Origin of the sequence: Streptomyces sp. bgisy159, from assembly GCF_965341775.1 — a bacterium.
Taxonomy (GTDB): domain Bacteria; phylum Actinomycetota; class Actinomycetes; order Streptomycetales; family Streptomycetaceae; genus Streptomyces.
In genome coordinates, this window is sequence record NZ_CBDQZH010000071.1 from 1 (window position 1) to 21,421 (window position 21,421).

The following is a 21,421-nucleotide window of genomic DNA, read 5'->3' on the forward strand; positions in this document are numbered from 1 at the left end:
CGAATCGTCACACCAGTCACGGCCGACCAGGGCCGATCAACAAGATCGTGTTACGAGCTCATAGGTGCTCTCCCCGTAAACGATGCCTTCCCGCAGGATCCAGCCCTACCGCCGCCAAGAAGCGTGGCATACGACATTTCGACCCCAGCATTTGGAGAGCTCCTGCACTGCCCAACTGTTCTGCGACAGGTACGAAAGCGGCCAGGAAGCGCGACCGCCTGAATGACATGGCGGTGGGCCATTGTGGTGTCGACACTGCCCAGCCGCGAGCTATGCATACGTGTGGCACATCCGTGACTGGCCAGGTTGAGCAGGCCTTGGCGGCCAGTGCTCAGGCACCGCCGCCGGGAGCTTATCGCACGGCGATGCCGCCGCGACTGCTACGTGAGGAAGCGGAGGGCGGGCCGGCTCCGGAGTCCACGGCCTCTGCGGCGCTGGAAGCCCTGATCCACGAGCTGCTTGACGCAGCCGAGCGGTTGGAGTTGACCGGGGAGCCCTCATCGCGGAGATTATCTGTGAGTTCGTACGCCGAGATACTTGTCCGGCTGGTTTCGAGAGGCGCGGGGGCTGGCTGAGGAACGTCAGTTGTGGTCGCGTTGGAAGGTGACCTCCACTCGGCGGTTTTTCTTGCGGCCGGACTCCGTGGAGTTGTCGGAGATGGGGTACTGCTCGCCGTAGCCGCGGACCTCGAAGGTGATGTTCGGGTCGTTCAGGGCGCTGGAGAGGGCGGCTTGTACGGCGTTGGCTCGTTGGCGGGAGAGGACGTCGCCGTGGGCTGAGGAGCCCAGGTTGTCGGTGAAGCCGAAGACCCGGACTCGGGTGGCCTGTTGGGCCTTGATCTCCTTGGCGATCGCCGTGATGCGGGCCTGCGAGGCCGGGCTCAGGCGGGCGCTGTCCTTGCCGAAGAGGACTTCGGCCTGGAGGGCGAACTTCACGTTCGCGTTGGTGTCTTCCCGGCGTTCGTCTCCCGACTGTTCCTCCACGACCTGCTTGATGTCCAGGACCTTCGGCTCAGCCAGCGTCGCGCCCTCCGGGAGCTTGAGGTCCGGGTCGTTGGGGTCGACCTCGACGGGCGCGGTGGCGGTGGGCTCGGTGCCCGGGGGGACGCTGGGGCCGTCTGCGGCACGGGCGGGGGGCGTGGTCAGGAGGCAGGTGAGCACCACGGCTGTGGCGAGCGCTCGGGTGCGGGTCATCGTGGCCTCACCCTGAGATCTGGATGGTGGCCGCGGCGAACGTCGGCAGTTGGAAGCTGACCTCGGCCGTGTCGGAGGGGGGCGCCGGGAACTGCATGAAGACGGCCAGACTTTCGCCGGACTTGATGGTGGTGAAGCCGGTGGTGGTGAGTGGTCTGCCGTCCGTGTCCCGCAACACGTAGTAGCGCTTCTTGCTCTTGGAGTCGACGAGCGTCGCGCCGCCCAGAGAACGACCGTTCCGTACGATCTCCGTCTCGTTGCCGCTCAAGGCCGCCGGTGCCACGACGCTCTTGGCTCCCTCGTTCTTCAGAGTGCCGTTGACCGTGACGAAACCACCGGAGTCGCGCTCGGCGGACGTGATCTGGAAGAGCAGACCGTCTGAGCCCTTCAGTTCCGCCATCGGCGTCTGAGGCTGGCCTTCCTGAGCATTCGGCTGGGAACCACCGCCGCTCTGAGACGCACTCGGGGAGCTCTGCGCTTTGTCCTCGCCCCCCTCGCCCCCACCGCAGCCGGCCACACTGAGGGCCAGACCGACCACGGCGGTCAGTGCGACCACGCCCCTGAGGGCCTTCGTCGTGAACCGAATGCTCATGCCTGCGCTTCCTTCTCGCGTGTCATGCGTTGTCAGCCACCAAGTGGACGTCGAAGAGATCGTGCGGTTCCGGGAGCTGGGTCAGATGGTCGGGATCCAGCGTCCAGTCGCCACCCTCGCAGCTCAGTTGCGGCAGTGCGTCGTCCGCGGCGCCCTCGCCGAGGGGTTCGAATCCGCAGAGCGGCTCCACCACGGCGGTGGCGGTGGCCGTCGACCGCATGCTCTCCGTGCCCGGGATGATGCTGTCCCCGACCGGCTTGTTGGTCGTGGCCACGACGCCGTAGCGACGTGGTCCGTCCTCATGGCACTCCGCGGTCGCGTCGTTCTGGGCCGCCAGCTCATACGCGCGCCCGCACGGATCCGTCAGCGCCGGTGCCTCGCCGTCGAGGATGGCCTGCCACTTCGTCGGGTCGAGTACGTTTTCCACCCACTGGTCCGCCAATTGGTCCCGGAACTCCTGGGCTGCGGCGAGCGCCGCGGCGTCAGCCGCTGTCTGAGCACCGTTCCGGTTGGCTGCCGCCTGGCCGACCGCCAGGTAGGCGAACGCGAGGAAGAGCAGGCCCGCCACCACCGTGATGTAGATGGGGAAAGCCTGCCCTGAGTCGCCTCGCAGCCTCGTGCGGGTCAGCCGCCGGTGACTTCGGAGATCTTCGCGGTGATCGCGTCGTAGATCGACTGCCCGATGCTGGTCCCGGTGATGGCCAGCACGATCGCCACCACCACCGCGATGATCCCGAGATACTCCACCGCCGTCTGCCCCTGGTCCCCCCGGGTGGCTCGGGTGCGGAGTGTGGTGAGGGTGGTGCTGAGCCAGTTGGTCATGGGGGTCCCCTCCGCTGGTCATGGTGCCGGCGGGGGGAAGGTAGCCGGTCGGGGGGTGGGTGGGCGAGGGGCCGGGGGCCCAAAGTCGGGCCCAGCTTGGGCCCAGGTGGGAGGTCATCGGGCCTCCAGCCACTTGGCGGTCGCCTCGGCGCGGCTGGCGCTGTGGAGTTTGGCGAAGATGCGGTTGATGTGGTTCTTGACCGTCTTCTCGGCGATGAAGCAGGCGGCGGCGATCTCGTGGTTGTTCATGCCGGACGCGATGAGGTCCATGATCTCCGCCTCCCTCGCGCTGAGTCGGGCCCTCAGTGGATCCGGAGCACTCCCTGGCCCCCCGGGCTTCGACTGTGCCATAGGTAGTTGCGATCGCGAAAGCTGGTTGAAGGTAATTAGCCTTAATTTCTGGGGGTGTTCATGGCTGTTGTGTGCAGTTGCACTTGCGCCTGGTGCTTTTAGGTGGGTGAGCAGCGCGTCGGTTGCGGTCGGGGTCAGGTGGGGTCGGCCGCGTACGGTGTCGCGTACCGCCGTGAGGAGTTGGTCCGTCGTGAACTCGCCGTGCACCAGGTAGCCGCCCGCGCCCGCGCGCAGTGCCTCCTGGACGGTTTCGGCCTCCCCGCTGTACGTCAGCATCAGGACCGGCGCCATGTCCACCAGGTACGGAAGGGCGCTCAGGCCGTCCACCTCCGGCATACGGACGTCCAGGAGGACCACGTCGGGGCGGTGCACCGCCGTCACCTCGCATGCTTCGCGGCCGGTCGCCGCCTCCGCCACGACGGCGATGTCGTCGTGCGCGGTGAGGAGGGCTGCCAGGCCCGCGCGGACCACCGGGTTGTCGTCCGCGATCACGACCCGCAACGGCTGCGGCTGCGGCTGCGGCCAGGTCATGTCGTCGCTCCTGTCTTTCGGCCCCGGGCCGCCCGGTCTCTGCGCCGTTCGCGGTTTCGGTTCCGGTTCCGGGCCCGGTCGCGGCGGTCACCGTCACTGTCGTCGTTGCGGGAGCGATGTGGCAGGGGCAGGTCCAGGCGTACCTCCGTGCCTCGGCCGCCGCCGGCGGGTGCGGGCCCGAAGTCGATCGTCGCGCCCATCGTCGCCGCCCGTTCCGTCATGCCCAGCAGGCCGAAGCGTCCGCACTCGCGCAGTGCGTCGAGTGTCGTGTCCTGCGGCAGGCCCCGGCCGTCGTCACGCACGCGCAGGGTCAGCGTGTCGTCGTTGCGGAGGTTCACCCACACGTCCACCCGGGTACCGCCCGCGTGGCGGTAGGCGTTCTCCAGCGCCTCCTCCGTGATCGCCACGAGGTCGTGGGCCGTCGGGTGGGGCAGAGTCGGCGCCGCTGCCGGTCCGGGGGCGTGGTAGCTCGTCGTCATGCCCGTCCGGGCTTCGAAGGCGGCCACCGCGGCCGCCAGTTGCGGCAGTACAGGGGTCACGGACGCCGTCGTCTCCTCCGTCCGCAGGTCGGTCAGCAAGTCCCTCGACTCCGCCGCCGCCCTGCGGGCGGCACGTGCCACCAGGTCCGCCTGTTCGCGCAGTCGCTCCGGGTCGGCGTGGGGGGCGTTCGCGGTGTGGGCCAGCGCCTCGGCCGCCAGGGCCACGCCGTGCAGGGTCTTGGCCACCGAGTCGTGCATCTCACGGGCCAGGCGTGCTCGTTCGGCCTGGGTGGCCTCGGTGGCGGCCAGGCGGGCCCGCACCTTCGTCAGGGTCTCCGTCGCCTCGCCGAAGCGGAGCATCAAGCCGCGCAGGGTGGAGCCGACCGCCCCGGTGATGACGCAGAAGCCGGGCAGCAGCAGGCGTTCCGCCACGCTCGGGTGGGCCGTCTGGTCCAGGGTGGCATGGACCAGCAGCAGGATCAGCGACTGGAGCGAGGCGAAGCAGGCGGCGCCCCGCCAGCCGTAGACGATGCCTGCCAGCAGCGGGGTGCAGACGCTGACGTACGCCAGCGTGGTGTCGGGACCCGCCGAGATCAGGAGCAGGGAACCGATGAGGGTGTCCGCGGCGAGGAGGGACGGGTGGCGCAGGAGGAGGGGGCCGAGGCGTTCCCAGTCGCGGAACAGGGCGTACGAGGCCATGACCGTGACGACGACCGCGGCGCCCACCAGGCGCACGCCCAGTCCGGGCGCTGCGTTGAGCAGGGCCGACGGGGCGGCAAGCGCGATCATCGCCAGCCGGAAGCCGAAGACCTGCCGGCACATCGCCTGCAGGGCGTTCACCTGGAGGGACAGGGGGGCGGGCCGGGAGGCGAGAAGCGGGGCGGGCCGGGAGGCGAGAAGGGGAGCGCGCCGTGAAGCGCGAAGGGGAGCGAGAAAGGGGACGAGCCCAGGGTCGGGCAGAAGGGCGGGCTCAGAAGCGGTAACGGCCGCGGGCGCGGGAGCAGGCACCACCGCGGGAGCGGTCGCGGGCCCGTCGGGCTGTGATGCGGTGCTGCCCCACTGCCTGCCGGTCCCGGGCGGCGTGGCCGTGCTCCTGCCCCAGCGCCTGCCGGTCCCGGGCAGCGGCCCGGCCGCCCTGCGGCTCCACCCCTCACCGAGGCCCCGGGCCCGGCCCCGGCCCCAGCGCCGGATGCGGTTCCGGCCCAGGCGCCGAGCGATTGCGAGCATCTTCACCACCCCGTCCCCTGTTCTGCCCCCGTGTCCCCTGTTCTGCCCCCCGCGGTCGCGCCCGGCGTCCGTCCCATGGCCTTACCCCTACTCGCCCGTGATCGTGCCGAAGTCGGTGCCCGAGCCCAGCAGCAGGCCCGCGCCGAGCAGCAGCATGGTGGCCGGGACCATGAAGGTGGTGATGACCAGCGTGGCCCGGGGGACGGCCCGCGCGGCCTTGCGGCGGGCGTTCTGCGCGTCGGTGCGGCGCATGTCCTTGGCCAGGGCGACGAGCGTCTCGACGATGGGGGCGCCCAGTTCCTCGCCCTGCTGGAGGGCCGTGACGAACATGGCCACCTGCTCGGAGTCGTTGCGGCGCCGCAGCTCGGCGAAGGCCTGGCGGCGGCTCATACCGAGGTCCATCTGGCGCAGGGTGATGCGCAGTTCGTCCGCCCACGGGCCCTCGTAGTGGACGGCGACACGGTCGAGTGCCTGGCGGAAGCCGAGGCCGGCGCTGACCACCACCGCCAGGACGTCGAGGAAGTCCGGCAGGGTCCGCTCGATGACGTCCTTGCGGACCCGCATCGCGGACCAGATGCCGACCTCCGTCCACAGCGCGCCGAACGCCAGCATCAGCAGCGCCACCAACCACTGGCCCCGTAGCAGGAACACCAGGCCGCCGACGCCGCCGAGGGCGCCGTAGACGGCGCGGCGGGCCGCGTAGCGGTCGATGGTGAGGCCGCCCGGGTTGCCGGCGAGGTCGATCTTCCTGCGGTATCTGGCGACCTGCTTCGGGCCCATCAGGCGCAGTACGGCGGGTGCGTACCGCATGCCGAGCCGGTCGACGAGAGAGTCCACCGCGCCGGTGCGGGTGGCGCCGACCTCCAGGGCGAGCGCGAGGTCGGGGGGCAGTTTGGCGTCGGCCCGGTACATGCGGATGCCTGCGAAGACACCCCACACGCCGAGGCCCATGAGGAGGGCGAGGATCAGGCCCATCGGTCGTCCCTCCTCTCAGACGTCGATACGGGACATGCGGCGGATGAGGACGAAGCCGACGGCGTACAGCCCGAAGGCGGCGATCACCGCGGCCTGGCCGAGCGGTGAGCCCGTCATGCGTTCCAGGGCGCCGTCCTTCACGCCGTTCATGAGGAACAACGAGCCGAGGCCCAGTACCGGGACCGCGTACGAGGTCATGTTCACCTGGGAGAGCTGAGTGCGGATCTCGCGCCGGGTCTCCTTGCGTTCCTCCAGCGTCTCCGTCAGGTTGCGCAGGGCCGCCACGACCTGGCCGCCCGCGCGGTTCGACAGGACCAGCGTCGTGACCAGGACGACCAGTTCGCGGGAGGGGAGGCGGTCCGCCAGTTCGCCGAGTGCCTCGTCCATCGACCGGCCCACGGCCAACTGGTCCGCCACTTTGGACAGTTCCTCGCCGGCCGGGGCCTCCAGCTCCTCCGCCGCCATGCCGATCGCGGTGCGGAGGGCGAGGCCGGCGTGGGTGGCGTTGGCGAGGATGCGGGACAGTTCGGGGAGCTGGTTGATGAACCGCTCGATGCGTTTCTGGCGCTGCCAGGTGAGGAACTGCCACGCCGTCCACACACCCAGCAGTGCGGCGATCGGCCCGAAGAAGGGCGCCAGGGCCGCCTGCCCCACCAGCCACAGCCCGGCGACACCGGCCAGCAGGTACGCCGTGAACTCGCCCGGCGTCACGTCCAGGCCGGTCGCCGCCAGCTTGCGCTCCAGGGCCCGCCCGGCTCTCGTACGGCGGATTCGGCGGTCCAGGGCGCGGAAGCGGCGCGGGCGACCGGTGGGCGGGAGCCAGCCCGTGTGGTTCAGGCGGGCCACGAGGTCTGCCTGCTGGGCGCGGCCCGAGGCGTACGCCTGGACGCCCGCGACCACCAGGGCGCAGGCCAGGAGGGTGACTCCCGTGGTGAACGTGATCAGGTCCAGGTCCATGGGTCTGCTGCCTCTCTCCCTGCCCACCGGGGCGTGTGGGGGTGCCTGTGGTGCTGACTCCGGCGCTTGCGGGGGCGGCAGTCCACTACCGTGCCTCCCGCGTCGCGAGGTCGTCCGCCGTGCGCGCCACCCCGAACGCCTGCGGGACGGGCTGCCCGGCCATGTAGAGGCGTTCGGCGGTGCGGCGCGGCAGCGGGAAGCAGCGGAAGGCCCCGTGGATGCGGCCGTCGGCCGTCATCGGCTGTGCGTCGAAGCGGGCGATGGTGGCCAGCCGGTACGGGTCGCCGCCGTGGCTGTCGAGGAGCGCAATCTCCGTGACGCGGCGGGCGCCGTCCGCGAAGCGGGTGAGCTGGATGATGACGTCGACGGCGCTGTTGATCTGGTCGTGCAGGGCGATGAACGGGATCTCCACGTCCGACATGGAGGCGAGGGTCTGCAGGCGGGTGAGCGCGTCCTCGGCGCTGTTGGCGTGGACGGTGGCGAGGGAGCCGTCGTGGCCGGTGGACATGGCCTGGAGCATGTCGAGGGACTCGCCCCCGCGGACCTCGCCGACCACGATCCGGTCGGGGCGCATCCGCAGGGAGTTGCGGACCAGGTCGCGGATGGTGATGCGGCCCTTGCCCTCGACGTTCGGGGGGCGGGCCTCCAGCCGGATCACGTGCTGCTGCTGGAGCTGGAGTTCGGCGGAGTCCTCGATGGTGATGATGCGTTCGCCCTCCGGGATGAGTCCGGAGAGGGCGTTCAGCAGGGTGGTCTTGCCGGTGCCCGTCGCACCGGACACGATCACGTTGAACTTGGCCTGTACCAGGCCGGCCAGCAGGAACAGCATGTGCTCGTCGAGCGAGCCGAAGCCGACGAGTTCGTGGAGGGTGAAGGAGCGCGGGAAGCGGCGGATGGTGAGGATGGGGCCGGTCAGGGACAGCGGCGGGATGATGACGTTCACGCGCTCGCCGGACGGCAGCCGTGCGTCGACCATCGGGTTGGACTCGTCGACGCGGCGGTTGACGGTCGACACGATGCGTTCGATGGTCTGCATCAGCTGGTCCGTCGACGCGAAGCGCAGGGGCAGCTGCTCGACCCGGCCCGCACGTTCGACGAAGATCGTGTCGGGGCCGTTCACCATGATCTCGGTGATCGACGCGTCCTCCAGCAGCGGTTCCAGGATGCCGAGGCCGAGCGCCTCGTCGACGACGCGGCGGATCAGCTGGGCGCGCTCCGCGGTCGACAGCACCGGGCCCTCGCGGCTGATGATGTGCCCGAGGACGCGTTCCAGCCGTGCCCGGCGCTCGGCCGCCGCCAGCGCGCTCATCTCCGCGAGGTCGATCTCCTCCAGCAGTTTCGCCCGGTAGGTGGCGACCAGGTGACCGTCCTCGCCCCGGCTGCCGTTCTCCTCGGGGGAGGTGATGCGTGACCTCAGGCTCATGGCTCCGGTGACTCCTCGTGCATCGGGTCGTGCGTCCGGGCGTTCATCCGGTGGCTCCTCGTTCAGCGGTCGAGCGGCATGGTGGCGGACTTGCGGGCGGGGTCGAAGTCCCAGCCGGGCACGACCGAGGGGATCTGGACGGTCGCGGTGACGGTGACCTCGTCGCCGCCGTACGACTCGGCGCAGCTGACGCCGTCGGCGAGCCAGCCGCTGACCGCGGTCTCGCAGCCCTCCTGGGCGCTCCGGTCGAGCGACGCGGCGCGCGCGCCGGCCCGTGCGGCGGTGCCGGCCTGCTGGGCGGCGTAGGCGATCAGGCCGAGCTGGACGCCGGCCATCGCCACGAGGATTAGGACGGGCAGGAAGCCGAGGTATTCGAGGGCGGCCTGGCCCCGGTCGCGGCACCCGCCTGGCCGACGGCGTCGCCCGCCCCCGGCATAGGGTCCGGGCCGACCGCGCCCGCCGCCTCCCACAAGTGGTCCGGGCCGACCGCGCCCGCCGCCTCCCGCGAGTGGTCCGTGCCCGCTGTTGTACGGCATCTCAGCGCTTCGCCTCCTCCACGGCCCCCGCGTGGCCCTCGACCTCGAAGGGGAAGCCGATCGAGCCGGGGAAGAGGACCGGGACGCGGAGCGTGACCTCGGCGGTCACATAGCCCTCGCCGGAGCAGGTGACCCGGCCGGACCAGGCGTCGGGCAGCGCGGCCAGGCCCGCCGTCTCGCAGGCACCCTGGCGTTCGCCGGGGGAGGCGGCCGTGCCCGCCCGTACCGCCTCGTCGGCGGCGTTCCCGGCGAGCGTGAAGGTGTAGCCGACCAGCACGAACTGCCACACCAGTACCAGTGTGAGGATGATCAGCGGGGTCATGCCGAGGAACTCGACGGTGACCTGGCCCCGGTCGCCGCGCACACGCATTCCGATCACTCCTTACGCCTGCGGAAGCCGGTCGCACCCCTGCGGACGAGGGCGGTCTCGGGCGCCTTGACCAGCCCCAGCTCCCCGGCGAGCGCCCAGAGCGCCTGCCGTACCTGGCCCTTGGGGTCGAGGGTGTGCACGCGGCCGGAGTCGACGGCCGCGGCGAGTTCCTTGAAGTGGGCGGGGACGGTGGTCGCGGCGACGCCGGTGCCGGTGATCTTCTGGATGAGGGCGGGCTGGATCTCGGTGGCGCGGCTGTGACGGTTGACGACGACCGTGGTCTCCTCCGCCTTGCGGACCTGCAGCCGGTCCCACATGCGGACGGTGCGTTTGGCGCCGCGTACGGCGACCACGTCCGGGGTGGTGACCAGCAGGGCCCGGTCGGCCATCTCCACGGCGGCGGCGCCGGCCCCGCCGAGCTGGGCGCCGCAGTCGATGACGACGACGTCGTAGCGGGAGCGCAGGGCGCTCACGACCTGCCGGGCGGCCCGGTCTGTGACTTCTTCGCCGCGTTCGCCCTCGCCGGGGGCGAGGAGGAGGGCGACGCCGCTGTCGTGCCGGAAGACGGCCTCGGCGAGGACACGGGGGGTGATGTCGGTGATGGCCGCGAGGTCGACGACGGAGCGGCGGAACTGGACGTCGAGGTAGGAGGCGATGTCCCCGGTCTGCAGGTCCATGTCGACCAGGGCCGTCTCCTGCCCGGACGCCTGGGCGGCGAGGGCCAGTTGGACGGCGGTGAGGGTGGTGCCGACGCCGCCCTTGGCGCCGCTGACGGTGACGACGGTGCCGCCGGCGCCGGTGAACACCTCCGTGCCGTGACCGAGGTGGCGGCGTACGCCGGCCGACCACTGGGTCACGGCCTGGACGCGGCTGGCGAGTTGCTCGTAGTCGAGGGGCAGGGTGACCAGGCCGCGGGCGCCGGCGTCCATGGCGGCGGAGAACAGGCCGGGCGAGGCGTCCGTGGTCAGGAGGATGACACCGGCGGCCGGGAAGCGCAGGGCGACGTCGCGGACCAGTTCCAGCGCCGGGACCGGGCCGATGCGTTCGTGGACGACGACCACTTCGGGGAGTTCGTCGACCGACTCGGCGGCGAGGCGGGCGAGAGTGTCGACGAGCTGGGTGGAGTCGGTGACCGGGGGGACGGGTTCGGCTTCGGGGAGCTGGCTGAGCAGAGTGGTGAGCGAGCGGGCCGCGTCGGGGTCGCCGACGGCCGGCAGGATCCTCGTGGGCATGGCGGCCGCCTCTCACTTGTCCTTGGCGAGCTGGTAGGTGCGGTCCTGCTCCGGGACCGTGGTGTCGCCGCCCGGCGCCACGAGCGCGAGGCGGACGCGCTTGGCGAACGACTCGGCGTAGGTGATGCGCTGGGCGTCGAGCGTGGACAGCGCGAAGGTGATGGGGACGGCGTCGGTGGCCTGGCGGGCCCGGTCGTCGGCGTCGGGGCGCAGCGCGGTGATCCTGCCGACGTCGAGGACGCGGGCGTTGGTCACGATGATCTTGGATACGTCGGGGTCGCCGTCCCGGGCGCCTTCGAAGGTGGCGTAGACGTTGACGTCGGAGCCGGGGGTGATCTTGCCGGCGACTCCGGTGGCCGCGTCGATCATGATGGCGACCTCCTGCTCGCCGGGGCGCAGGGCGGGCTGGTCGACGACCATGTCGCGCTGGAGCAGGGAGCCTTCGTGCAGGGTGGTCACGGCGATCTTGCCGCGGATCTCGGCGAGGTCGCGCACCGCGTTCTCGGACAGCCAGCGCTCGGGCATCTCGATCTTCTCGAACTGGTCCCTGCTCAGCGCGGTGTACGGCTTGACCTCGGTCTTCAGCCGGTACGCGGTCACTTCGGGGCCGACCTTGGACTCCACGTCGTCTATGACGGAGAGCACGCCGGCGAACGCGCCGAGGGCGCACACCACCGACAGGAGCAGGAGGATCACGCCGCGGCGCTGACGGGAGTTCATGGACCTGTGCAACCTCGTTGGGGGTCGGGGCGAGCGGGGCCGGTGCGGGGGTGCGGGTCGGGCGGGTGGAGCGAGTGCAGCAGCTGGAGCGGGTGGTGCTGGTGGTGCGGGTGGTGCGGGTGGTGCGGGTGGTGCGGGTGGTGCGGGTGACCGAGGCCGGCCGGGCCGGGTCTGCGGGAGCCGGGGCGGACGCGGCCGGGGCGGGGCTCAGTCGCCCGCCGTCAGCGCGCGCACGGGGCGTGCGGGCGGGACGGCCCGCGCGGCACCGGGTCCTGCCTGGGGCCCGTGGGGCGCCCCGCCCTGGCTCCCGTAGGGCGCCTCGCCCCGGGGCCCGTACGGCGGACCGTACGGCGTCGCGGCCTGTTGCCCGTAAGGCACCGCGGGCTGTTGCCCGTGAGGCACCGCGGCCTGTTGCCCGCGGGCCACCCCGACCCGGGGTCCGTACGGCGACCCGTACGGCGTCGCGTGCGCAGGTCCCGCGTGTTGTCGTACGGATGCCTCGGCGGCGGGCGGCGTGGTCGCGGAGCAGAAGACGCAGCGGTCGCCGATGACGTCGAGGCCGCACCAGTGACAGGTGGTCTGTCTGACCGAGGTGACCAGTTGGTAGAGGACGGAGAGGTCGGGCAGATAGGCGCAGAACTCGACGAGCTTGCCGGTGCCCCACCAGACGGCGGACTCGGCGGGCGCGGCGACCTCCCGGAGCCCCTGGGGGCGCCAGGCCGGGGCGAGGGTGTCGGTGACCCACTCGGGTGGCAGCTGGCCCTTGCCGACCAGGAGCCAGGTGCCGAACTCCGGCCCGGGCAACGGGACCCCCGGTGCGGCCCGGATCAACTGCGGCTCCGGGTGGGCCAGTACGGCGAACTGGCTGCCCGGGAGCCAGGAGCGGGCGTGCGAGGCCAGTTTGACGGGGAGGCGGTCGAGGCGGGCGACGGAGCCGAGGAGCGCGCCGGCGTGGATGTAGTGGGTGAGCAGCCGGCCCGCGCAGGCGAGGACGCCGGGGCCGAGGTCGCAGGAGGCGAGCTGGCGCAGCTGGCGGGCCAGTACGGCGAGCCCGAGGGGCGGCAGGTCGGGCCGGAACAGGGCGACGCGGTCGCTCTCCAGCAGGGACCGCACGGCGTGCAGGCGCTGCTCCACGGCGGGTGGCACGGCGCGGGAGTAGACGACCACGACGTGGCCGTACTGTTCGATGAGGGTCTGGACGGCGGCCACGGACTGTTCCAGCGGCTGGCGGTCCAGGTCGGCGAGCACGGCGGCGGGCAGCGTCCGCTCGTCCTGCGGCGGCAGCGCCATGTCGACGCCGGTCACGGCAATGGCAGTTGGCACGCGCAGCTCCCCGATTCCCGCGGTCCGGCCCACCGGTGTTACTCCGGCGCACCGGGGTGACTTCATTGCGTGACTACCTCAGCACTGTATCCACGCCCCTGTGGCCGGAGAACAACTTTCGGTGACTAGGAAGGAACTGTCTTCGCGCCCCCTCACCCCAAGTGTGCACATACCAGGGCATGTTGCACCCCCTTGACAACTCAATTGGTCTGGACCAACTTGTTGTCATGTCCCCACACAACGGTTCGGCACGGACCAGCAGAACGACACGGTTCTGGTCGGCGGCGGTCACCGCCGCACTCACCCTCTCCCTGGCGGGCGCGGCTCAGGCGTCCGCCGCGGACCTCAACAACGCGAAGAACGCCGGCTTCGAGGCAGGTCTCACCGGCTGGACCTGCTCGGCGGGCAGCGGCACGACGGTGTCCTCCCCGGTGCACGGCGGCACGGCCGCGCTGAAGGCGACCCCGGCGGGGCAGGACAACGCCCGCTGCACCCAGACCGTCGCCGTCCGGCCCGACTCCACGTACACCCTGAGCGCCTGGGTGCAGGGCGGCTACACCTACCTGGGCGCCACCGGCACCGGGACCACCGACGTGTCCACCTGGACGCCCGACACCACGACGTGGAAGCAGCTGTCGACGACCTTCACCACCGGCGCGTCCACCACCTCGGTGACGGTGTACCTGCACGGCTGGTACGGGCAGGCGGCCTACCTCGCCGACGACGTCTCGGTCTACGGTCCCGACGGCGGCGGGGGCGGCGACCCCACCCCGACGATCCCCGGCGCGCCCAGCGGGGTCGCCGTCTCGGGCACCACGTCCTCGTCCGTCTCCCTGTCCTGGCCCGCCGTCTCCGGTGCGACCGGGTACGCCGTCTACCGCGACGGCACGAAGGTCACGGCGGTGACCGGCACCACGGCGACGGTGACCGGTCTCGCGTCCTCCACCTCGTACTCCTTCCAGGTCACGGCGGTGAACTCGGCCGGTGAGTCGCCGAAGTCTGCGCCGGTGACGGCGACGACGGCCGGCACCGGTGGCGGCGGAGGGGGGTCGCTGCCCAAGCACGCGGTGACCGGCTACTGGCAGAACTTCGACAACGGGGCCACCGTCCAGCGGCTCGCCGACGTGCAGTCCCAGTACGACATCATCGCGGTGGCCTTCGCGGACGCGACGACCACGCCGGGCGCGGTGACCTTCGCCCTGGACTCCGCCGGGCTCGGCGGCTACACCGTCGACCAGTTCAAGGCGGACGTCCGCGCCAAGCAGGCTGCCGGCAAGAAGGTGATCATCTCGGTGGGCGGTGAGCGCGGCACCGTGTCGGTCAACGACGCCACGTCCGCGGCGAACTTCGCGGACTCCGTCCACGCGCTGATGCAGACCTACGGCTTCGACGGCGTGGACATCGACCTGGAGAACGGCCTCGACGCGACCTACATGACGCAGGCGCTGCGCTCGCTCTCGCAGAAGGCGGGCCCCTCGCTGGTCATCACGATGGCTCCGCAGACCATCGACATGCAGTCGACGTCGGGCGGGTACTTCCGCACCGCCCTGAACATCAAGGACATCCTCACGGTCGTCAACACCCAGTACTACAACAGCGGTTCCATGCTGGGCTGCGACGGCAAGGTCTACAGCCAGGGCTCGGTCGACTTCCTCACCGCCCTCGCCTGCATCCAGCTGGAGGGCGGCCTCTCCCCCTCCCAGGTGGGCCTGGGCGTCCCCGCGTCGACCCGCGGCGCGGGCAGCGGCTACGTCTCCCCCACCGTCGTCAACAACGCCCTCGACTGCCTGACCCGAGCCACCAACTGCGGCACCTTCAAACCCTCCCGCACCTATCCCGGCCTCCGCGGCGCCATGACCTGGTCCACCAACTGGGACGCCACGGCGGGCAACACCTGGTCCAACACGGTGGGCCCCCACGTCCACGCCCTGCCGTAGACCGACCCGCACCGCGGACCCGCTCACCGGCGGGTCCGCGTTGCGATCGGCAATGTGCTGGTGTGATGATTCCGGGCATGGTTGATCAAGGGGGCGGTGGTCCGGAGGGGGCGATGCCCAGATCCGTTCTGGACGAGTACACCTGGGTGACCGGCCCCGCACGCCAGAAGACCACGTCAGCGCCTTCGGTGGACATGCCCGACCCGCCTTCCGACGCCGATACCGCGTCCGAGGACGGAAGCTACCGTCTTCGCCGCCGTCAAGCCGCTGCCTGCCTGGGCGAGTTCCGGCGTACGGCGGTCCTGTTGCCTCTGAGTGCCGACGGCGCCCCGTTGACGGCCGACTTCGGTGGCGTCCGATGGATCCTCGCTTTCTCGAACGAGGCCATGCTGGCCGGGTTCGCCGCATCGAGAGGCGAGGCATCCCGGGAGTGGGACTACGACCGGGTGCTCGGGGCTCGGCTGCTGGACGCGGTGATCCCCGCGATGCCGGTCCCGTACGGGGTGGCGCTGGACGCCGGGACGGACGGGGAGGGTCTGCTGTTCCCGCCGGTGAGCGGCATCGTGCCGGACTCGGCGGCGGTGGACAGTGATGTCGTCTCCGACGAGACGGACTGGAACGGGGGATCGCATACATGAGTGACGGCACTGGAATGGACCTGCAGGCACTGGGCCTGGGCCTGATCGCCCAAGGCATCACCGGAGCACTCGACGAACTCAGGGAGATCGGCTCGACCGGTGACGCGGCAACGGGCCGCGGCTTCTCCGATCTCGAGCTGACTGGCCTTGAGTTGGGCCACGGCGAGCTGACCTCAGCCCTGGCTTCGTTCTGCGAGCGCTGGGACTTCGGTGTCCGGAACCTGGTACACGAGGGCAGCGCCTTCGCAAAGGCCGTCGGGCTGTCGGCAGGAACGTTCTACGAATACGACCAGTACGTCGGAGGGACGCTCAAGGTCGCGGTGAACTCGGTGATCGGCAACCCGCACCTGTCGGAGGGCGAGGTGAGCAGGATGAGCTGGAGCGACATCGCCTCCCATCACGCGCTCGCCGGCACGGACTGGAGCGACAAGTCCTTCGAGGAATCGTGGGACAACAGCAAGGAGATCTGGCGGAGTACGGCCGACGATGTGAAGTCCTCCTCTCTCGACCCCGGCGACTCGCTCGACCCCCGGACCTGGCAAGGGAAGACCCCGACAGATGGGTGACTGGAACTGGAAGGGCGCTGTCGACGGCGTTCTGGGCAAGGGTGAAGAGCTCTACGAAGGCGGCAAGGAGCTCGTCGGTGAGGGCATCGACAAGGGCACGGACGTCGCCGGGGACGTCCTGGACTACGTCGGTGCGGAGGATCTCGCTGACAAGGTGGAGGACTTCGGCGACGGCCTCGCCTCCGCCCTCGGCGCGGCCCCGGGCGAGGAACAACTGGGCGACACCGAGGAAGCGAACGAGCTGGTCCACGGCAACCCGGCCCGCATCCGGGAGAGCGTCAAGCACCTCAAGGACTTCCACACCGCTTTCGGCAAGGTCGGCGAGGGCATGCGCAAGCTGGATTCCAGCCAGTGGAAGGGCGAGGCGGCCGACACCTTCCGTGAGAAGTTCGCCATGCATCCCACCAAGTGGCTGCACGCCGCGGACGCCTGCGAGGCGGCGGCCAAGGCACTCGACTCCTACGCAGACACCGTCGCGTGGGCGCAGGGCCAGGCGCAGGACGCCATCGGCCTCTACAGGAAAGGCAGGAAGGCGTCCGACGAAGCGGCGGATGCGTACAACGAGAAGGTCACCTCCTACAACGCCAAGGCGATGGCCGGCGAGGACCCGGGCCCCGAACCGGGCCCCTTCCAGGACCCGGGCAAGGCGGACGTCGGGCGGGCCTATGAGGTCCTCGAGGAAGCCCGGCGGCAGCGCAACGAGGCGGGCCGCACCGCGGCGGCCTCCGTACGCGCCGCCCTTCAGCACGCCCCGGCCGAGCCCTCGATCACGGAACGCCTCTTCATCAACGGGTCCGACCTCCTGGTGGGCCAGGGCACGGAGGTCACCCACCTGGTGGGCGGCGCGGTCAAGGGCACAGCCGGCCTGTTCAATTACGGCCGCAGCATGAGCATGGTCGACCCGTACAACCTCGCCCATCCGGCGGAGTACTTCGAGAACGTCAACATGACGCTCGCCGGTGTGACATCGACCGCCATGAACCCGGACCCCGTGGTGAAGGAGGTGTACGAGACCTTCAAGAAGGACCCGTCCGAGGGCGTCGGCCGACTGATCCCCGACCTAATCGGCAGCAAGGGCACGGGGCTGGCCCGGGGCGGGGTCAGGGCAACCGTACGGAAGAGCGCCGAGGAGGCGGTGCAGAGCGGGCTGCGCAGAGGGGGCCGAGATGTTGTCGAGAACAGCGCCGATGACGTCTCCCGCCCACCAGGTGCGAAGGTCTGTGTGAAGGATCCCGTTGATGTGGCGACAGGCCGCATGGTTCTCGCACAGGCCGACGTGGCTCTGCCCGGAAGCCTGCCCCTTGTGGTCAAGCGCTCTTTCGAGTCCTCGTACCGACTGGGTGGGTGGTTCGGTCCCACATGGTCCTCGACGCTTGACCAGCGGCTGGAGATCGACGCCCAAGGGGTCGTCTTCGTGGGCGAGGACGGTCTGGTCCTCAGCTACCCGCACCCGGCGCCCGGAGTCCCGACGCTGCCCACCCATGGCCCTCGATGGCCGCTCGATCGTACAGAAGACGGCTACACCCTCACCGACCCTCTTTCGGGCCAGGTGCGGGTTTTCTCCGATCGGGGAGACGCGCTTTGCCGTCTTGAGGAGATCGAGGACCGCAATGGGAACTGGATCGCCTTCGACTACGAGGCAGGCACCGACGCGCTCCGGTCGATCACGCACAGCGGCGGCTACCGGCTCTTGTTCACGACCGATGAGGGACGCATCACCGCCGTACGGCTGGCCGGGGCGGCCTCAGACGGCTCCGACATCGAACTGATGCGATACAGCTACTCCGGTGGACATCTCACGGAGGTCGTCAACTCCTCCGGCAGGCCGCTGCGTTTCGGCTACGACGGACACGGACGCATCGTGTCGTGGACCGACACCAACGGCAGCCACTTCACCTACGTCTACGACGACCAGGACCGCTGCACGGAACAGTCCGGCGCTGCCGGGCACCAGAGGTCGATGTTCACCTACGAGCCCATGGACCAGGCCCAGGGCCACGGGACCACCACCGTCACCGATTCCCTCGGCCACAGGAGCCGCTATCTCGTCAACGAACGTCTCCAGGTGATCGCCGAAACCGACCCGCTGGGGCAGACGGTCCAGTATCAGCGCGACCGCTACAACCGCCTGATGGCACAGACGGACACCCTCGGCAACACCACATCGTTCCGCTATGACGAGTCGGGGAATCTGCTCTCCGTGACGCGCCCGGACGGGCGCGCGGCGCATGCCGAGTACGACGAACACTGTCTTCCGACAAAGCTGGTCAGGACTGACGGCACCGTGGTGCGCCAGGCCTACGACGACCGGGGCAACCGGATCTCGGTGACCGACTCGGCGGGAAACACGGCTCACTTCGCGTACTCCGAGGCGGGGCACCTCGGCACACTCACCGACCCTCTGGGCAACACCACAACCGTCGTACGCGACCGTGCGGGCCTTCCCTTGACGATCAGGGACCCTCTGGGAGCTGTCACACGCTATGAACGCGATGCCTTCGGCCGTCCCGTCACCGTCACGGACCCCAGCGGCTCGATGACCCGTCTCGAGTGGACGGTGGAGGGCCGCCTCTCTCGGCGTACGCACCCCGATGGCACAACCGAATCCTGGACGTACGACGGAGAGGGCAACTGCACCCGGCACACAGACCCCTCGGGCGGCATCACCCGCTTCGAGTACACGCACTTCGACCTGCTCAGCGCCCGAACAGGTCCGGATGGAGTCCGATACACATTCGAGCACGACACAGAGCTCCGCCTGACCCGGGTGACCAATCCGCAAGGACTGACATGGTGCTACGAGTACGACCCGGCAGGACGCCTCGCCAGAGAAACGGACTTCGACGACCGCCCGCTCTCCTACACCTATGACGCCTCCGGTCACCTTGCCTCCCGCACGAACGCGCTGGGTCAGGTGGTGACCTTCGAACGCAACGAACTGGGACAGACGGTCCGCAAGGACGCCGACGGCAAGGTCACAACGTACGCCTACGACATGACCGATCAGCTAGCGCAGGCGACCGGGCCGGACGGTACGACGCTTGTGTCGCTACGCGACCGATTCGGACGGCTGCGGTCGGAGACAGTCGATGGACGGACCCTGGCGTACACCTACGACGAGTGGGGACGTCAGACGGGCCGCACCACTCCGACGGGGGCGACGACCACGTGGTCGTACGACGCGGCAGGGCGTCCCGCTGGAATGGTTGTCTCGGGTCGATCGGTCGCCTTCTCCTACGACGAGGCGGGGCGTGAGCGCACCCGTCGAGTCGGTGACACGGTCACCCTGGAGCACGTCTTCGACGAACTGGGCCGTATGACCGACCAGTCCGTGATCGGTGCAGCGGGCCGCAGAGTCCAGCATCGCGCCTACAGTTACCGTGCTGACGGCAATCTGATCGGCGTCGACGATCAGCTGGGCGGCTCTCGCCGCTTCGACCTGGACGCGACGGGCCGGGTCACGGCGGTCCGTGCGGCGGACTGGTCGGAGACGTACGCCTACGACGCGGCGGGCAACCAGACACAGGCGGACTGGCCTGCGGACCACCCGGGCAGGGAGGCCACAGGCACCCGTACGTACGCAGGGAGCCGCATCAAACGGGCCGGTGGTGTCCGCTACGAACACGACGAACTCGGCCGCATCGTCCTGCGCCAGAAGACCCGCCTGTCCCGCAAGCCGGAGACCTGGCGTTACGAGTGGGACGTCGAAGACCGCCTGACGTCGGTGACGACTCCGGACGGCACGCGCTGGCGTTACACCTACGACCCTTTGGGGCGCCGCACGGCGAAAACCCGTGCCGCGGCGGACGGCGGCGACTCGGTCGTCGAGCGCGTCGTCTTCACCTGGGACGGCACGACGCTGTGCGAACAGACCACGGTCTCCGACGACCTGCCGAACCCAGTCACCCTGACTTGGGACCACCAAGGTCTGCGCCCCCTCACCCAGACGGAACGCATTACCGCCGCCGATGCATCTCAGCAGGAAATCGACTCCCGTTTCTTCTCCATCGTCACCGACCTCGTAGGAACTCCCAGTGAACTCCTGGACGAGCAGGGCGAGATCGCCTGGCGCAGTCGCTCGACGCTGTGGGGCACGACTGCCTGGACGGCCAGCAGTACTACGTACATACCCCTGCGGTTCCCGGGCCAGTACTACGATCCGGAAACAGGGTTCCATTACAATTACTTCCGCCACTATGACCCTGAAACGGCGAGGTATCTCACGCCGGACCCGCTCGGGCTCGCCCCTGCACCCAACCCATCGGTTTACGTTCCGAACCCTCATGAGACAGTCGATCCGTTCGGCTTGTCCCCCTGCCCCGAACATCTTTTCCGGGGAACGACTCGCGGATTCGTTGGCAGCCCGGGTGTGCAGCGACACGGAATCACGCCCACGTCGTCGGATCCCGGCGTAGCAGCGGTATTCGCAACGCATGTCGAGACGTTCGGAGAAGCGGTCGTGGAAATCTATCCCCGTAGGGCGTTGGACGGCATCCCCGTACATGAAGGGTATATTGCGCGCGAAATGGAATGGCCGATTGAGCTCAGCCCATCCGAACTATCATCCCGAGCTTCAGCACGGATACCGGCCACGATCGCGAGAGACATACTTTCAGAATTCGACATACACATCCCGAGGCGCGTCACCAAGGGTGATATAGATCCGCTGCTTGAATATGAGGTACCGAAACTCTCACCAGAACAGATCGCACGATTCGTCGAGGAGGCTCACCGGCGTGACTGAGGGTACAAAGCTAAGCGTCTTGGACGTTCTTCCGAACATCGCCGAGAGGACGACGGTGTGTGTCGTTCGCTGCCTCCAAGGAACTGCAAGGCTGGGAATGAGGTTCGTCGTTGAGCCATCAGGCGGGGAGAAGAGGGGCTCCGCTCCCCTCACACTGACGAACATCAAATGGTACGGCAAAGATGTCGAACAATTGGACACAGTCCATTCCGCTAAAGTCACCCTACAGGGAGAAGATGCCAAAAATCTGACGCCAGGGATTCTACTGACAACGCTCCATGAGACCATCTGAGAGATGCGAACGGAGTAGCTTCCTGCCCGCCGGTTGAACTCGGCGAGTTCGATAGACGGATGGCAGGAAGGCGTCGATCAGCTGTGGCTGCCTTGGGCGCCCACTCGCCCGCTCAGGCCTCAGCGTTGGCGACGCCGCTTTCGGCGACCGCAACGGTCGGGACAGACAGCTCGGCCCTCGAGGCCGAGCCGCACGCAGTCCTTGAGCTGATGTCGACCGGCCACGTCACTCTTGGACACGTCGCTGGATTGAATGCATACCGCCGGAGGAACTTTTTCCGAACTCCGCTCATAGGTGGCCGACTTACTCAAAGGGTGAATGGCACAGGCAGTTCGGTGGCGACTTCCGCTGAGGCAGGACGAAGGAAGCCTGTTGACGTGCTTCATGAGATCGAAGACACCGACCACGAAACGGAACCGTGTCTCCCGGCAGCCACAAACAGGGCCGGTGCCCCAGCTGGGTTGACCCCTCCGTGATGAGGGAACGAAGTGCATCCGCCTCGGCACCCACGTA

18 protein-coding genes and 1 pseudogene are annotated in these 21,421 nt (G+C 69.5%); 5 read left to right on the forward strand and 14 right to left on the reverse strand.

Annotation, left to right across the window (positions count from 1 at the left end; translation table 11 throughout):
- Positions 1-581: 581 nt before the first annotated feature.
- The 14 genes and pseudogenes from ACSLTV_RS34635 to ACSLTV_RS34700 all read right to left on the reverse strand — a co-directional run.
- Positions 582-1,193 carry an OmpA family protein gene (locus tag ACSLTV_RS34635; protein WP_435613585.1) on the reverse strand — a complete coding sequence of 204 codons (612 nt, stop codon included), beginning with the start codon at positions 1,191-1,193 and terminating at the stop codon, positions 582-584.
- Between the two features lie 7 nt (positions 1,194-1,200).
- Positions 1,201-1,785 (reverse strand): hypothetical protein, encoded by a 585-nt coding sequence (locus ACSLTV_RS34640; RefSeq protein ID WP_432134752.1) that lies wholly within the window; start codon positions 1,783-1,785, stop codon positions 1,201-1,203.
- Between the two features lie 22 nt (positions 1,786-1,807).
- On the reverse strand, positions 1,808-2,413 hold the full coding sequence (locus ACSLTV_RS34645) for a pilus assembly protein TadG-related protein (RefSeq protein WP_432134850.1): 606 nt from the start codon (positions 2,411-2,413) through the stop codon (positions 1,808-1,810).
- The gene (locus ACSLTV_RS34650; protein WP_432134751.1) at positions 2,410-2,607 is read right to left on the reverse strand and encodes a hypothetical protein; all 198 of its coding nucleotides are present in this window, start codon (positions 2,605-2,607) and stop codon (positions 2,410-2,412) included. Before ACSLTV_RS34650 ends, ACSLTV_RS34645 begins: the two co-directional genes overlap by 4 nt.
- A 114-nt stretch (positions 2,608-2,721) precedes the next feature.
- Positions 2,722-3,489, reverse strand: coding sequence for a response regulator (locus ACSLTV_RS34655; RefSeq protein WP_435613586.1), 768 nt, complete (start codon positions 3,487-3,489; stop codon positions 2,722-2,724).
- Positions 3,486-4,790 (reverse strand): sensor histidine kinase, encoded by a 1,305-nt coding sequence (locus tag ACSLTV_RS34660; protein WP_435613592.1) that lies wholly within the window; start codon positions 4,788-4,790, stop codon positions 3,486-3,488. Before ACSLTV_RS34660 ends, ACSLTV_RS34655 begins: the two co-directional genes overlap by 4 nt.
- A gap of 492 nt (positions 4,791-5,282) precedes the next feature.
- Positions 5,283-6,170 carry a DUF5936 domain-containing protein gene (locus ACSLTV_RS34665; protein ID WP_435613587.1) on the reverse strand — a complete coding sequence of 296 codons (888 nt, stop codon included), beginning with the start codon at positions 6,168-6,170 and terminating at the stop codon, positions 5,283-5,285.
- Positions 6,171-6,185: 15 nt separating this feature from the next.
- Positions 6,186-7,127 (reverse strand): type II secretion system F family protein, encoded by a 942-nt coding sequence (locus ACSLTV_RS34670; protein ID WP_435613588.1) that lies wholly within the window; start codon positions 7,125-7,127, stop codon positions 6,186-6,188.
- A gap of 85 nt (positions 7,128-7,212) precedes the next feature.
- Positions 7,213-8,550 (reverse strand): CpaF family protein, encoded by a 1,338-nt coding sequence (locus ACSLTV_RS34675; RefSeq protein WP_435613589.1) that lies wholly within the window; start codon positions 8,548-8,550, stop codon positions 7,213-7,215.
- Between the two features lie 62 nt (positions 8,551-8,612).
- The gene (locus ACSLTV_RS34680; protein ID WP_432134849.1) at positions 8,613-8,909 is read right to left on the reverse strand and encodes a TadE/TadG family type IV pilus assembly protein; all 297 of its coding nucleotides are present in this window, start codon (positions 8,907-8,909) and stop codon (positions 8,613-8,615) included.
- 178 nt (positions 8,910-9,087) lie between these two features.
- Positions 9,088-9,456, reverse strand: a complete 369-nt coding sequence (locus ACSLTV_RS34685) for a TadE/TadG family type IV pilus assembly protein (RefSeq protein WP_432134745.1) — start codon at positions 9,454-9,456, stop codon at positions 9,088-9,090.
- 5 nt (positions 9,457-9,461) lie between these two features.
- Positions 9,462-10,688: an AAA family ATPase gene (locus ACSLTV_RS34690; protein ID WP_432134744.1), complete on the reverse strand. Its 1,227-nt coding sequence runs from the start codon at positions 10,686-10,688 to the stop codon at positions 9,462-9,464.
- Between the two features lie 12 nt (positions 10,689-10,700).
- The gene (gene cpaB / locus ACSLTV_RS34695) at positions 10,701-11,408 is read right to left on the reverse strand and encodes a Flp pilus assembly protein CpaB (RefSeq protein ID WP_435613590.1); all 708 of its coding nucleotides are present in this window, start codon (positions 11,406-11,408) and stop codon (positions 10,701-10,703) included.
- Between the two features lie 510 nt (positions 11,409-11,918).
- Positions 11,919-12,698: pseudogene (locus ACSLTV_RS34700) on the reverse strand (hypothetical protein); the annotation flags it as partial.
- A gap of 260 nt (positions 12,699-12,958) precedes the next feature.
- On the opposite strand from ACSLTV_RS34700, the gene ACSLTV_RS34705 reads away from it, so the two are divergent.
- The 5 genes from ACSLTV_RS34705 (at position 12,959) to ACSLTV_RS34725 (ending at position 20,908) form a co-directional block, all read left to right on the forward strand.
- A complete protein-coding gene (locus ACSLTV_RS34705) occupies positions 12,959-14,668 on the forward strand; it encodes a chitinase (protein ID WP_435613591.1) in 1,710 nt (569 codons plus the stop codon).
- Positions 14,669-14,781: 113 nt separating this feature from the next.
- Positions 14,782-15,306: a hypothetical protein gene (locus tag ACSLTV_RS34710; RefSeq protein ID WP_432158924.1), complete on the forward strand. Its 525-nt coding sequence runs from the start codon at positions 14,782-14,784 to the stop codon at positions 15,304-15,306.
- Positions 15,303-15,872 (forward strand): hypothetical protein, encoded by a 570-nt coding sequence (locus ACSLTV_RS34715; RefSeq protein WP_432158923.1) that lies wholly within the window; start codon positions 15,303-15,305, stop codon positions 15,870-15,872. Before ACSLTV_RS34710 ends, ACSLTV_RS34715 begins: the two co-directional genes overlap by 4 nt.
- Positions 15,865-20,616: a putative T7SS-secreted protein gene (locus ACSLTV_RS34720; RefSeq protein ID WP_432158922.1), complete on the forward strand. Its 4,752-nt coding sequence runs from the start codon at positions 15,865-15,867 to the stop codon at positions 20,614-20,616. The genes ACSLTV_RS34715 and ACSLTV_RS34720 overlap by 8 nt, the downstream gene beginning before the upstream one ends.
- Entirely contained in the window at positions 20,609-20,908 is a 300-nt protein-coding gene (locus ACSLTV_RS34725) for a hypothetical protein (protein WP_432158921.1), read from the forward strand. The genes ACSLTV_RS34720 and ACSLTV_RS34725 overlap by 8 nt, the downstream gene beginning before the upstream one ends.
- Positions 20,909-21,421: the final 513 nt, after the last annotated feature.